General features: G+C 65.6%; 13 protein-coding genes. 9 read left to right on the forward strand and 4 right to left on the reverse strand.

The window, feature by feature from the left end; all coding sequences use genetic code 11:
- On the forward strand, positions 1-1,992 hold a 1,992-nt coding region (locus tag QMK22_RS00005), incomplete at its 5' end, for an HNH endonuclease signature motif containing protein (RefSeq protein ID WP_283495587.1).
- A 42-nt stretch (positions 1,993-2,034) separates the two neighbouring features.
- On the opposite strand, the gene QMK22_RS00010 is transcribed toward QMK22_RS00005, so the two are convergent.
- Complete coding sequence (locus tag QMK22_RS00010) at positions 2,035-3,087, reverse strand: YihY/virulence factor BrkB family protein (protein WP_283495588.1); 1,053 nt, start codon at positions 3,085-3,087, stop codon at positions 2,035-2,037.
- Between the two features lie 169 nt (positions 3,088-3,256).
- Between QMK22_RS00010 and QMK22_RS00015 the strand changes: the two genes are divergently transcribed.
- Entirely contained in the window at positions 3,257-3,838 is a 582-nt protein-coding gene (locus tag QMK22_RS00015) for a DinB family protein (RefSeq protein ID WP_283495589.1), read from the forward strand.
- A gap of 24 nt (positions 3,839-3,862) precedes the next feature.
- Here the strand turns inward: QMK22_RS00015 and QMK22_RS00020 are convergent, their stop codons facing one another.
- Positions 3,863-4,348, reverse strand: a complete 486-nt coding sequence (locus QMK22_RS00020) for an Lrp/AsnC family transcriptional regulator (RefSeq protein WP_283495590.1) — start codon at positions 4,346-4,348, stop codon at positions 3,863-3,865.
- Positions 4,349-4,497: 149 nt separating this feature from the next.
- Between QMK22_RS00020 and ald the strand changes: the two genes are divergently transcribed.
- Positions 4,498-5,613, forward strand: coding sequence for an alanine dehydrogenase (ald, locus tag QMK22_RS00025; RefSeq protein WP_283495591.1), 1,116 nt, complete (start codon positions 4,498-4,500; stop codon positions 5,611-5,613).
- Positions 5,614-5,708: 95 nt separating this feature from the next.
- Here the strand turns inward: ald and QMK22_RS00030 are convergent, their stop codons facing one another.
- Together QMK22_RS00030 and QMK22_RS00035 are read right to left on the reverse strand one after the other, a co-directional pair.
- Positions 5,709-6,464 carry an SDR family NAD(P)-dependent oxidoreductase gene (locus QMK22_RS00030; RefSeq protein ID WP_283495592.1) on the reverse strand — a complete coding sequence of 252 codons (756 nt, stop codon included), beginning with the start codon at positions 6,462-6,464 and terminating at the stop codon, positions 5,709-5,711.
- Between the two features lie 100 nt (positions 6,465-6,564).
- Positions 6,565-7,011 (reverse strand): MarR family winged helix-turn-helix transcriptional regulator, encoded by a 447-nt coding sequence (locus QMK22_RS00035; RefSeq protein ID WP_283495593.1) that lies wholly within the window; start codon positions 7,009-7,011, stop codon positions 6,565-6,567.
- 57 nt (positions 7,012-7,068) lie between these two features.
- On the opposite strand from QMK22_RS00035, the gene QMK22_RS00040 reads away from it, so the two are divergent.
- From QMK22_RS00040 to QMK22_RS00065, 6 genes are all read left to right on the forward strand, one after another.
- A complete protein-coding gene (locus QMK22_RS00040; RefSeq protein ID WP_283495594.1) occupies positions 7,069-7,311 on the forward strand; it encodes a hypothetical protein in 243 nt (80 codons plus the stop codon).
- A 78-nt stretch (positions 7,312-7,389) separates the two neighbouring features.
- Positions 7,390-9,132, forward strand: coding sequence for an aldehyde dehydrogenase family protein (locus tag QMK22_RS00045; protein ID WP_283495595.1), 1,743 nt, complete (start codon positions 7,390-7,392; stop codon positions 9,130-9,132).
- Between the two features lie 44 nt (positions 9,133-9,176).
- Positions 9,177-10,463, forward strand: a complete 1,287-nt coding sequence (locus QMK22_RS00050; protein ID WP_283495596.1) for an ATP-binding protein — start codon at positions 9,177-9,179, stop codon at positions 10,461-10,463.
- 542 nt (positions 10,464-11,005) lie between these two features.
- The gene (locus QMK22_RS00055; protein WP_283495597.1) at positions 11,006-12,082 is read left to right on the forward strand and encodes an ATP-binding cassette domain-containing protein; all 1,077 of its coding nucleotides are present in this window, start codon (positions 11,006-11,008) and stop codon (positions 12,080-12,082) included.
- Positions 12,079-13,041 carry an ABC transporter permease gene (locus QMK22_RS00060; protein WP_283495598.1) on the forward strand — a complete coding sequence of 321 codons (963 nt, stop codon included), beginning with the start codon at positions 12,079-12,081 and terminating at the stop codon, positions 13,039-13,041. The genes QMK22_RS00055 and QMK22_RS00060 overlap by 4 nt, the downstream gene beginning before the upstream one ends.
- 35 nt (positions 13,042-13,076) lie before the next feature.
- Positions 13,077-13,481, forward strand: a complete 405-nt coding sequence (locus tag QMK22_RS00065) for a VOC family protein (protein ID WP_283495599.1) — start codon at positions 13,077-13,079, stop codon at positions 13,479-13,481.
- The last annotated feature ends 15 nt before the right edge of the window (positions 13,482-13,496 follow it).

A 13,496-nucleotide genomic window follows, 5' to 3' on the forward strand; every position in this document is an offset into this window, starting at 1 on the left:
GCGCTCGGTGGGTCCAGTGCCGAGTTCGCCGGGCTGTCTGATGCGCAGGTGCTTACGGCGCGCGGTCCGATTGCTGATCTGTTGCGGTTGAGCAATACGGTGGCGGCGTTGTTGGCGGGCACGATTGCGCAGCGGTCCCGGCCGGAGCTGGGTCAGGCCGGGTTGGCGGCCCGGAACGGGTTCAGCAACCCGACGTTGATGGTGCAGCAGGCCACCGGTTTGAGTCGGGTCGAGGCCGGCCGGCTGGTTGCTGTCGGGGTGCTGATGAGCGACACGGAGACGGCGGAGCGGGAGGCTGCCGCCGCGCGGGAAGCCGCTGCCGCACGGGAAGCCGCGCGGGTGGCGCAGGCCGCCGCCGAAGCTGCGGCGGCGGATGCGGCTGCTGCGGCGGTCGAAGCTGCGGTCGAGGCTGCGGTCGATGCGCAGCGTGCGGCGGAGTGGGAAGCGGCCCAGTGGGAGGCGCGGGAGGCCGATCGAGCCGCCGCGTGGGCCGAACTGCACCCCGATCTGCCGCTCCCTGACGCCCCGCCCCGGCCTGGGCCGGTCATCGCAACGGTTCCGATCGCACCGGTCGTGCTGGTGCCACTGGTACCACCGCTGGTGCCTCCGCTGCCACCGCTGCCGCTGGTGCCGGTGGTGGTGGTGCCGTGGCAGGCGCCGATTATGCACGCGATCACCGCGGGCATTTTTTCGCCCGGTGTCGGCGATGCCCTGCTGCGCGGCCTCGGCACCCTCGACCAGGCGATCACGGCCGAGAAACTCGCCGCCGCCCTGCGGCTGTTGCTGGTCGAGGCGCCGGGCCTGAACACCGAGCAAGCGTTCAAACGGGCCCGCCGCCTGCGTGACGAACTGGACGCGGCGGGTATTCTGGCGCGGGAGAAGCAGGCCCGCGACGACACCACCTGGTCGCTCTGGCGGCGCGCGGACGGCATGGTCACCCTGCACGCGCTGCTGCCGCCGGAGCAGGGCGAACTATGGATCGCGACCTATGACGCGCTGACCAGTCCGCGGCGCGGCGGGGTGCGGTTCGTCGACCCGGAACGAGCCGCGTGGGCGCAGAGCGTGAAAGACGACCCCCGCACCCTCGCCCAGATCGCCGCGGACTCCTTCACCCAACTACTCAAACTCGGCGCCGACGCCGACCCCAACACCCTCTTCGGTGGCCGCCGCCCGGTCGTGCGCGTCATCGTCACCGAACACAACCGCCCCACCACAATCCCCGCCCCGACCGCAGCTGCTCCGACCGCGGCTACTCCGACCGCGGCTACCCCCAGCGGGCCTGCTCCTGGCGCGGCTCCTCGCGCGGCTGCTCCCACCGGGAGCCCGCCAGCCGCCACAGCCGCCACCGGGTCGAGGGCGTTCGGCTACCTCGAGGGCAATCCGGCACCGGTATCGGCCGAGACGATCGATCGACACCTCTGTGACTCCGGCTACCTCGGCATCCTGTTCGACCAAACCGGACAGCCCCTCAACGTCGGACGCGACCAACGCCTCTTCACCCCAGAGCAACGCCAAGCCCTCGCCGTGCGCGACGGCGGATGCCGCTGGCCCGGCTGCGAACAACCACCATCCTGGAGCGAAGCCCACCACATCGAAAACTGGCTCGCCGCCAACGGCCTCACCAACATCGACCAAGCCATCCTGCTCTGCACCCCACACCACCTACTGCTCCACAACCGCGGCTGGAAAACACTCCTCCACAACGACCAATACTGGCTGCAACCCCCGGCCGACATCGATCCCCAACAAACACCGATCGAACTGCCCGGCAAGAACCCCCTCCTGACCCAGAACCTGACGCCCGTCCCGACGCCCCCACTCATTGAGAGTCCGCACCCTCCCGCGACTGGCACGACAGCTACCGGCGGGCGACTGCACGATGGTCTCGACAGGCTCGACCAACGGAAGGGAAACAACCTCGCAGGCGAGCCAGGTCAACGAGACGGGGGCGTTCCGACTCCGGAGCGCCCGCGCGACGATTATCGAAACTAAATCGTCGCTGGAAGCTAACCGTCAGCCGTCAGCATTACCTCTCTACTTGCGCATGTTCGCCTTGCGGATGCGCCGGCCGTCGGCGACGGTCTGCATCTCCTTCAGCGCGGCCTTCTGGCTCTTCTTGGTGCCCCGTGGTGGCAGCTGGATGTTTTTCTCGGCGGCGATGCCGGCCTGCAGCTGGCGGCCGCGTTCGAGCTCAGCGTCGAATTCGGCACCGAACAGCAACGCGAGGTTTGTCAGCCAGAGCCAGAGCAGAAAGATCACAATGCCGGCCAGCGAGCCGTAGGTTTTGGCATAGTTGGAAAAGGTCGTGACGTAAAAGCCGAACCCGAGGGACGCCACGACCATGACCACGAGGGCGAGCAGCGCCCCGAGGCTCAACCAGCGAAACTTCGGCTGCCGCACATTGGGTGTGAAGTAGTACAGCACCGCAATCAACAGCACGACCGCTGCCGCGAGGACCGGCCACTTGGCTATGGACCAGACCACCTGCACGGTCTGGCCGAGGCCGAGGGCGGCGCCGACGGCATCCGCTATCGGTCCGGAAATCGCCAGGATGAGCACGACGAGGAGGAGCAGCACGATGCCGATAACGGTCACCAACAGCTGCGTGGGTTTGAGCTTGAGAAACGACCGGCCTTCGTCGATTTCGTAGATGCGGTTCATGGCCCGGCTGAACGCACCGACATACCCCGATGCCGACCAGATCGCCACGGCGATACCGGCCACCAGCGCGAATCCCGCCGACGGCGATGTGCTGAACTGTTCGATCGGCCCGCGAATGACATCGAGGGCGTCGCCCGGGGCAACCGCGGCGAGGATGTTCAGCAACGTGTCGGCGGACTGCTTACCCTGCCCGAACACCCCGAGCAGTGACACCAGAGCGATGAGCGCCGGAAAGAGCGACAAGACGGCATAGTACGTGAGCGAGGCCGCAATGTCGGTGCACTGGTCGGTGCCGAATTCTCCCAGAGTGCGTTTGAAGACGTACTTCCACGAGGTCTTGGTCACATCGGCGGGGGTATCGGGCTTGCGGTCGGCATCCGGTTCCGGGGCGTCGGTACGTTTCTGGCTCTGGCCTTTGTTCGTCATGGGAGTCTCCTGCTCGGCTCGAATGAAGCCGGGGGTCGCGAATCGGTAGGGCAACGGCGATCCCCGGCGGTGAAAATATACTGCGTTCTGGAGCCCGGCGTGCGCACCGCGCGGCCGGCCTCGGCTCAGGGTGTATCCGATCGCCGAAAGGCGTGCTAATTTTCCCCAGATGAAGCAGAGAGAGATGTTCCTACAAGCGGATGCTGCGTTGCGCTCCGTCATTGACCAGATCACTCCGGAGCAGCTGGACCAGCGGGCCCCCGCCGAGTGGTCGCAGAAGGCGAACCCGACCCTGCGCGACATCCTCGCCGACCACGCCGAGGACGAAGCCTGGCTCCCCGCGGTGCTCGCGGGGCGCACCATTGACGAGGTGGGGGACGCCTACAAGGGAGATCTGCTCGGCGAGGATCCGATCGGCAATTACGACCGCATCAACGAGGCGACGACGAAGGTCGTCACCGGCGACCTCGACCCGAATAAGGTCGTGCACCTCAGCTATGGGGACTACTCGCTGGGCGAAGCTCTGCAGCACACCGCCCTGTACCGTGCCTTCCAAGCCTGGAGTATTGCGCACCACATCGGCCTCGACTACTCGCTGCCCGACGAGCTGGTGGAGAACCTCTGGGAGCAGATCGCGCCCGACATCGAGATGTGGCGGGGTTTCGGTGTGTTTCCACCCGAGGTGCCCGTGCCAGCCGACGCAAATCGAGAGGTTCAGCTGCTGGGCAAGGCCGGGTACTGGCGCGAGTAGCGGTGCACCGGATCTGCTCCGGATCTACTCGGGGGCGACTCCGTTGTAGAAGTGCTCGAACACCATGCTCGTTCGGGTAGAGGCGACGGCGGGATTGGCCGAGAGGTTTTCGAGTACGAAATCGCGCACGTCGTCGGTGTCGCGGGCCGAGAGCTGAATGATGAAGTCCTCAGATCCGCCCAGAAAGAACAGTTGTACCACCCGCGGCATCACCCGGATCGAATCACGAAAAGCCGGAATGTGGGTGCGGGCTCCCGCGCGAATGCTCACGCTGATCAGTGCCTGCAAGCCGAGCCCGATCGATTTCGGGTCGACCATGGCCGTGAACCCCGTGATGATTTTCCGATTGACCAGCGAGCGCACGCGGGCAACGCAGGTGGACTCGGCGATTCCAGCCGCGCTGGCCAGTCTGCTGTTCGTGGTGCGGGAATCTGCCTGCAGGGCAGCGACCAAAATGCGGTCGACCTCGTCGAGAGTCTCAACAACCCGAATCCTCTTCGCTTCTGCCATTGCGCATCTCCAGCCGGCCGCATATTTTGTGGAATTTTCCCCAAGTCTGGCAGATTCTACGGATTTTACCTAGCGGAAACGAATCAATAGCAGTCTTACGTCTATCAAAAGCCGAGTCGTTCGGCAGCAACAACCGAGACGGAGCACTTATGTTGGTTGGCATTCCCACAGAGATCAAGAACAACGAGAACCGCGTCGCGATCACCCCGGCCGGCGTGAATGAGCTCACGCGCCGAGGTCACGAGGTCATCATCGAAAAGGGGGCTGGACTCGGTTCGAGCATCACGGATGATGCTTTTCGCCTGGCCGGGGCATCCATTGTCGCCACCGCTGCCGAAGTGTGGGCCGCGGCCGAACTACTCCTTAAGGTGAAGGAGCCCATCGCCAGCGAGTACCCGCTGATGCGCCAGGGCCAGGTGCTGTTCACCTACCTGCACTTGGCGGCATCCGCTGAGTGCACCGACGCGCTGCTGGCGTCGGGCACGACCGCCATCGCCTATGAAACCGTGCAACTGGATGACCGCAGCCTGCCGCTGCTCTCGCCGATGAGCGAGGTCGCCGGTCGACTCTCGGTTCAGGTCGGCGCGTACCACCTGTTGAGCGCCAACGGTGGCAGTGGAATTCTGCTCGGGGGAGTGCCGGGAACGCCCAAGGCCAAGGTCGTCGTGATCGGCGGTGGCGTCGCCGGCGAGCACGCCGCGGCCAACGCGCTCGGTATGGGCGCCGACGTGACCATCATCGACCTATCGCTGGCTCGCCTGCGCCAGCTCGAAGCTCGCTTCAACGGCGAGATCCAGACGCGCGCGTCGACCCAGTATGAGATCGCCGAGCAGGTACGGGAAGCCGATCTCGTGATCGGCTCCGTGCTCATCCCGGGAGCGCAGGCACCCAAGCTCGTCACCGACGCCATGGTCGCCTCGATGAAGCCGGGCTCCGTGCTCGTGGACATCGCCATCGACCAGGGCGGCTGCTTCGAGGGCTCGCACGCGACAACACACGACAACCCCACCTTTGCCGTGCACGACAGCGTCTACTACTGCGTCGCCAACATGCCGGGCGCCGTGCCGGCCACGTCGACCCGCGCACTGACCAACGCGACGTTGCCCTACGTCGTCGCGCTGGCTCAAAAGGGGTGGAAGAAGGCCATCGCCGAAGACGCCGCTCTCGCCAAGGGCCTCAACACCCACGACGGTCGCATCACCAACCCGCACGTCGCCTGGGCGTTCCACGCCGAATTGCTCACCGTCGCGGACGCGATCGCCTGACACTCACTCCATCACTGAGAACGCCCCGTTCTTCCGGAGCTGCCGTTCACGCGGCGATTCCGGAAGAGCGGGGCGTCTTGGCGTTCGCCCGCGTGCTACTGAGCGGTGTAACCGCCATCGACGAGATGGTAGCTGCCGCTAATGAAGGAGGCGGCGTCGGAGACGAGGAAAGCCACGAGTGCGGCGACCTCGTCGGGCTCGCCGAGGCGACCGAGCGCGTGTTTGGTGGCGAGGAAGGCCTGGGTGTCGTCATCCACATTGGAATCGACCAGGGGGGTGTGGATGAAGCCGGGGCCGACAGCGTTGGTGCGCACGTTCTGGGCGCCATACTCGAGGGCTGCGTTCTTGGTGAGTCCGAGCAGCCCGTGCTTGGCCGCGACATAGGCCGATGACTGGGGAAATCCGACGGAGCCGAGGATCGATGCCATGTTGACGATCGCGCCGCCACCGTTGGCCGCGATGGCCGGTAGCTGAAATTTGAGGCCGTAGAACACAGCGTTGAGGTTGATTTCAATCACCTGACGCCAGCTTTCGAGCGAGTAATCGCCAATGAGTGCGGCTTCTCCGCCGATGCCGGCATTGTTCACGGCGATCTTGAGCGGAGCGAGCGCGTTGGCAACCGCGATGGCGCCCTCGGCGATGGCCGGATCGCTGGAGTCTCCGACGAACGAGATGGCGATCCCGCCGGCGGCGATGATCTCGGCCACGACGGCATCCGCTGGCCCGGCATTGATGTCGGCGACGACAACGGATGCCCCGTTCGCGGCCAGCTCCAGGGCGACGGCCCGCCCGATGCCAGACCCGGCTCCGGTCACGATTGCTGAGCGATGTGCCACGTCATACGTTGCCATGATGATCTCCAAGTCTCGCCGGAAGGTGCGACGCGCAGCTGCCGACGTGCGATTTCGATTGTTTGGTCTGTGTCTGAGACCGTACACCGAGTGGCCTTGACTATGGCGTGCTAGTGGCGGCGATGACCCGGTGGAGCGCGTTGCGCAGGGTGGCCAGGTCATCGAGGGGAATATTCAGAGCGGCGACGACCCGTGGCGGAATGGTCTCGGCCACCGCGCGCAGGGCCAGGCCGCGCTCGGTCAGCGTGACATCGAGGGTGCGTTCGTCGGCCGGGCGGCGTTGACGGCGCACATATCCCGTCGCCTCCAGCCGTTTGAGCAGGGGGGAGAGGGTGGCCGGCTCAAGGCACAGGGTCTGGCTCAGGCCCTTGAGCGTGCGCGGACTCTCGTCCCAGAGGGCGAGCATCACCAGGTACTGCGGGTGGGTCAGACCGAGCGGCTCCAGAATGGGCCGATACAGGCCAATGACATTGCGCGATGCGATCGCCAGGGCAAAGCAGACCTGATTATCGAGAGCGAGGGGGTTCTCGAGCGTTGACGATGTCATGGGGTGTTCCGTTCCGGCCGGTTGTCCTTGGTGCTATTACTTAGTACACTAACAGTTATGACACACGGCAAGGAATCCCACCCGCGCAACAGAAGGCCCGGCGCCCTGACGGCCTGGCTCAATGGTCGGCTGCTTCCCATCCTCGGGCCGCCACCCGTTGGCCCGAGCGGGTCGGACCTGCTGCCCCCCGCGCCGGCTCCCGTGCGCGCCTGCCCGGTCTGCGCCCAGCCGATGGACCAGCACGACATCGACCGCACCGGGGAGCGCACCCAGCTGCACTGCCCGGTCGCCGCGCACTAACTCGTTCCGTGGATGCCGCCGGTCTCGACCGCGGGCAGCCACGGGCGCACTAGGCTGGGCGGCAATCACGGGAGATCGATGCGCACAACAGTGAACCCTGCTGACCTTGACCCGGCCGGAATCGACCGCGTGGCGCTGGACAGCGCGATCGCTGAACTCGGCGCCGGAAGCGAGCACTGGGCGGCGACCCCTCGCGCGGCGCGCGCCGACCTGCTGGCGCGCACCCAGACATCCGTTGCGGCCGAAGCCGAGGGGTGGGTGGCCGCGGCGGCACGCGCGAAGGGCCTCGAACCCTCTTCACCGCTGATCGGCGAAGAGTGGCTGACCGGACCCTACGGTGTGCTCACCACGTTGACCGCTCTGGGCCAAACCGTTCGAACGCTCGCTGCGGGGCAGAGCCCGCTCGCGGGTCGGCGGTTCGGGCGTGCGCCGGGGGGCCGGGTCACGGTGGCCGTGCTGCCGCACAACGCCTATGACGCACTCGTGCTGCACGGCTTCAGCGCCAGGGCGTGGCTGCGGCCGGGAGTCACCGCTTCGCGGGCCCGCGCCCGAGCCGGACTAGGGCAGCTCACGCCCGCAAGGTCCGGTGGTGTCGGCGTCGTGCTCGGGGCCGGCAATATTTCCTCCATCGCGCCCCTCGATGTGCTCTACGAGCTCGTCGCGCACAACCGCGTCTCCATTTTGAAACTCAACCCGACCTTCACGGGGCTGCTGCCGGTCTATCGGGCGGCGCTCGCGCCGCTCATCGACGCGGGGCTGCTGCGCATCGTCACCGGTGGGGCCGACGTGGGCGACTATCTCGTGCATCATCCCGGCGTCGGTCACGTCCACATCACCGGCAGTGCGGCCACCCACGACGCCATCGTGTTCGGCGGCTCGACACCAGATGCACCGCGCCTGAGCAAGCCGATCACGAGTGAGCTCGGGGGTGTGTCGCCGATCATTGTGCTGCCCGGCCGTTGGAGCGAGCGAGACCTGCGGTACCAAGCCGAACACGTCGCCACGATGCGGCTGCACAATGGTGGTTACAACTGCATCGCCGGCCAGGTTCTCGTGCTCAGCGCCGACTGGCCGCAGAAGGACGCGTTTGTGTCGGCGGTCGCGGCAGCCCTGGCGGCAGCCCCGGCGCGTCCGGCCTGGTATCCCGGCAGTGACGAGCGGATGCGCCGTGCCCGTACCGCCTACCCCGCCGCGCGGTCGATTGCCGGCGGAAGTCTGCTCGCCCTGGCTGCGGCATCCACTGCTGCGGCATCCACTGTGGCGGCACCGGCGGTGGCGGAAGATATGCTCTCAACGGAATACTTCGCACCCGTGCTGGGTGTGGTGGAGATACCGGGCACCGGGCAGGCCTTTCTCGATGCCGCAGTGGAGACCGTCAACCGGGATTTTCTCGGCACGCTCGGAGCGAATATCCTGGCCCTCCCGCGCACGATTCGGCAGCTCGGGCGGGGATTCGAGCAGGCGGTGGCGCGCCTGCAGTACGGAACCATTGCGATCAACGCGTGGACCGGCGTCGGCTTTCTGTCGGCGGCGGCGCCGTGGGGTGCCTTCCCGGGGCACACCCTCGACAACGTGCAGAGCGGTATCGGTGTGGTGCACAACGCCCTGCTGCTCGACGAGGTGGAACGCACCGTGGTGCGCGGACCTTTTCGCCCGTTCCCACGGTCGATCGCTCACGGCACCTGGGCGCTGCTCCCGAAACCACCGTGGTTCATATCGGCGCGAAGCGGCACGGCAACGGCTCGCCTGCTCACCGAATTCGCCGCCCATCCGTCGGCACGCAGGCTGCCGCGCATCCTCGCCGCCGCTTTTCGTGCCTGACCGGTGCAATAGATTGGCAGAACAACAATGATGTGAGGTACACAATGACTGGCTGGCGACTGCGCGACTTTCACTCCGACGATCTGGACGGCATTTTGCGTTTGTGGGAGGAGATCAAGGCCTCAGACACCGAGCCGGTCTACGGCCTCTCCGAGGTGTTGGCCTCCTGTCAGAAGGATCACGCCGTAGTCGCGGTGCATGGCGACGAGGTTGTCGGCGCTGCCGTCGGCCGAGCCGCTCACGCGCAGGGCTGGATTGTTTTTCTCGCTACCGCGGAAAAGTGGCAGAGCCAGGGGATCGGTACGGCCATGCTCGCCGCGCTCGAAGCACGGATGGCCCCGCACGGCATGACCAAGCTGTCGGCGCTCATGCCGGAATCCGAGACCAAGGTCGATGCATTCATCAACCGAGGGTTCGAGGTGAAGAAGAACCTGCGCTACTTCGAACGCCACATTCCCGTTCAGCGCGAGGAGCTCAAGCTGCTCGGCGAACTCGGCGGGCGAGTGCTGCCGCGCGATCTGTGGCAGAAGGTCGGGGGCATGGCGCGCGAAAAGGAGCTGCTCGAACGCCGGCTCGTCATGCCGCTGGCCGAACCCGAATTGGCTGAGCAGTACGGAGTCTCACCGCCCAAGGCGGTTGTGCTCTTTGGCCCTCCCGGCACCGGAAAGACCACCTTCGCCAAGGCGATTGCCTCCCGACTGGAATGGTCGTTCATCGAGGTCTTTCCGTCGCGACTGGCGGCGGACCCGCAGGGCCTCGCCGGCGCGCTGCGGGAAACCTTTCTGAAGATTTCCGAGCTCGAACACGCGGTCGTGTTCATCGACGAGGTTGAGGAGATTGCTGCCCAGCGTCAGGGCGAACCACCGTCGGCCATGCAGGGCGTGACCAACGAGCTGCTCAAGATTATTCCGGCCTTTCGTGAACAGCCGGGTCGCCTGTTGGTGTGCGCGACCAACTTTATTCGTGCGCTCGACTCCGCCTTCCTCCGTCACGGCCGCTTCGACTACGTGGTGCCGATCGGGCTGCCGGATATCGCCGCCCGCCAGGCCATCTGGGAGCGCTACATTCCGGAAGCCGTGGCCGACCAGGTGGACCTGGCCGTTCTGGTCGAAAAGAGTGACGGGTTCTCCCCGGCCGACGTCGAGTACGCCGCTCATCGGGCATCCCAGCATGCGCTGGAGAAGGCGCTCTACAGGGCAGGCGACGGACCGGCCATCAACGGCCCGAGCACCGACGACTATGTGGCGGCGATCTCCGAGACTCGCCGCACCGTCTCCGAGGAAGTTGCCGCCGAGTTCTTGGAGGACATCGAGCGCCTCGCCCGGCTATAGGGTTTCGCGCTTTCCTCAGTAGGTCTGCCTCCGTCGGGGCCCAGCTTAGGCAACCGGGCCCATGTTCTATCGTGGGCCCGGTTTCCGGGCCCGGGCCCGGGCAATAAACCGAGGGGGCGACCTGGCTCATTCCCGGGTCAAATCGCAGCTGACGGTTGTCGAAGTTCCGCAGCGTTACTACCATGGCAGGCAGCGGGACGGCCTCACGCAGGAGGCCGCGCCACGTGCCGACCCTCCTGTCGGAGGTGCCTGTCACACTGGCCCTGCCACGCTGGCACTGTATTGCTGGGACTGTATTGCCGGGACTGCATTGCTGGCACTGTATTGCCGGGACTGCATTGCTGGCACTGTATTGCCGGGACTGCATTGCTGGCACTGTATTGCCGGGACTGTGCACGCTCCGGCCGGCACGGCAACGCAGGCACGACGGCCCAGCAGGCAGCACGATCCAACATTCACCACGGCACAGCATGCACCACGATCCAGCACTCAGTACGACATAACTCGCACCGCTCCACCCCGATACCCGGCAAGGAAATCCCGTGATCATTGAGGCCCAGGGCCTAACCAAGACCTACCAGTCCAAGAGTGGGCCGGTGCACGCGCTCGCCGGTCTCGACCTGCAGGTTCCGCGTGGCACGGTCAAAGCCCTCCTCGGCCCCAACGGCGCCGGCAAGACCACGGTGGTGAAAATGCTCACAACGCTGATTCGACCGGATGCCGGTACCGCCGTGATCGACGGAATCGACGTCGTGCGCGACCCGAAATTGGTGCGGCGCATCATCGGGGTGTCCGGCCAATACGCCGCTGTGGACGAGAATCTGACCGGTTTCGAAAACCTCGAGATGGTGGGGCGGCTTTACCACCTCGGCGGTGCGGCGGCCCGCAAACGGGCGCAAGAACTCATTGACCTGTTCGAGCTCACCGCCGCCGGCAATAGGCCGGTCAAGGGATTCTCCGGCGGCATGCGGCGCCGCATCGACCTCGCCGGTGCGCTCGTCATCAACCCCAAGGTGCTCTTTCTCGATGAGCCGACCACGGGGCTGGATCCGCGCAGCCGCATCGCCCTGTGGGACGTCATCAAGCGCCTCGTCGCCGACGGCACGACCGTGCTCTTGACCACGCAATACCTCGAAGAGGCCGACCAACTCGCTGATGACATCGTGGTCATCGATGATGGCCGGGTGATCGCCGAAGGTACCTCCGATCACCTCAAAGCGCAGATCGGCGGACACCGGTTGGTCGTGGCGCTGGTCGATGCCGCTGACAGCCCGGCTGCTCAAGACATCCTGGCCCGGTACGGTTCGGGAAGCCCCTCAGTCTCCACCGACGGTCGCGGAGTTGATGTTGCCGTCACCGACGGCCCCTCCGCGCTGCAGAATGTGCTCGCCGATCTGCGCGCCGCACAAATCAACCTGCACGATGCGGGCATGCGACGCCCCACCCTCGACGATGTCTTCCTCAAGCTCACCGGCCACAAAGCCGATGCCGGCGTCCCCGACGACTCCGCGGATGACTCCGAGGACGGCGGGCCCAAGCTCTCTAAACGCGCGCAGGCCAAGAGAGCGCAGGCGCGCGCGGCGAATACCGATACTGCAGATCTGGAGACAGTGAAATGACGCCCCGGCATGCCGCTGCACCGAGCGAGCCGAGCACGAGCGCGCCGACCACCAGCGAGCCGACCACCAGCGCGCCGAGCACGAGCGCGCCGACCACGATCACGTCGGGCTCCGAGCGGGGAGAGTCCCGAATCGGCACCCTGCCGCCGCTACCCACCTGGAATCCACTGTCGCTGTGGTATTCCGACGGGTGGACCGTGACCAAACGCAATTTGATCAAGATCAAGCGTTCGCCCGACATGCTCGTGTTCGCTGTGATCCAGCCCATCATGTTCGTGCTGCTGTTCAGTCAGGTCTACGGCGGCGCCATTGCGGTCGCGGGCAGCGATTACACCCAGTTTCTGATGGCCGGCATTTTTGCTCAGACCGTCGTGTTCGGGGCGACGTTTTCCGGAGCCGCGATGGCGCTCGACCTGAAAGAGGGCATCATCGACCGGTTTCGGAGCCTGCCGATGAACGCATCCGCTGTTCTGATCGGACGCACCAACGGCGACCTCGTGCTGAACACCATTTCGATGGTGATCATGATGGCCACCGGACTCGCAGTGGGCTGGCGGGTTACCTCGTCACCCCTTGAGTTTTTGGCCGGAGTGGGACTGCTCCTGCTCTTCGGCTATGCCTTCAGCTGGGTCATGGCGTTGCTGGGTATGAGCGTGAAGAGCCCCGAGGTCATCAACAATGCGTCCTTCCTTGTCCTGTTTCCGTTGACCTTCGTCTCCAACGCGTTTGTGCCGATCGAGACCCTGCCGACCGTGCTGCGCGTCTTTGCCGAGTGGAACCCGGTTTCCTCACTCGTGCAGGCCGTACGTCAGTTGTTCGGCAACCTGGGCACCGCGCCGGTGCCCGACATCTGGACCATGCAGAACCCGATTCTGACCGTACTGGGCGGTATCACCGTGATGCTGCTCGTGTTCGTGCCGCTGTGCATCCGTAAGTTCGCTTCGATTAGCTCCCGCTGATCGCGTTTCCGATTCATCGACAAAGGAGTCACATCATGGCCCAGCACCAGACTGAGCACGCTGTCGGCATCGTCGCCGGCTTCAGTGGATTCGCGGTTTCCGACCTCGACGCCGCCCGCACCTTCTACGCCGAAACCCTCGGCCTTGAGGTTACGGTCACAGAGATGGGGATGCTGCGCATCGCCCTACCGGACGGAGCGACCGTCATCGTCTACCCGAAGCCGGACTTCGTTCCGGCTACCTACACGATTCTCAATTTTGCGGTGAGCGACCTCAACGCCACCGTTGACGAGCTCACGGAACGCGGCGTGGATTTTCTGCGCTACGACGGATTCGAGCAGAACGACAAGGGCATCGCCGCCGGCGATGGTCACGGCCCCGACATCGCCTGGTTCACTGATCCGGCGGGCAATATTCTGTCGGTGCTGACGAACCCGTAGCGTCGAACCGGCGGA

It is taken from the genome of Cryobacterium sp. PH29-G1, from assembly GCF_030063365.1.
GTDB lineage: Bacteria > Actinomycetota > Actinomycetes > Actinomycetales > Microbacteriaceae > Cryobacterium.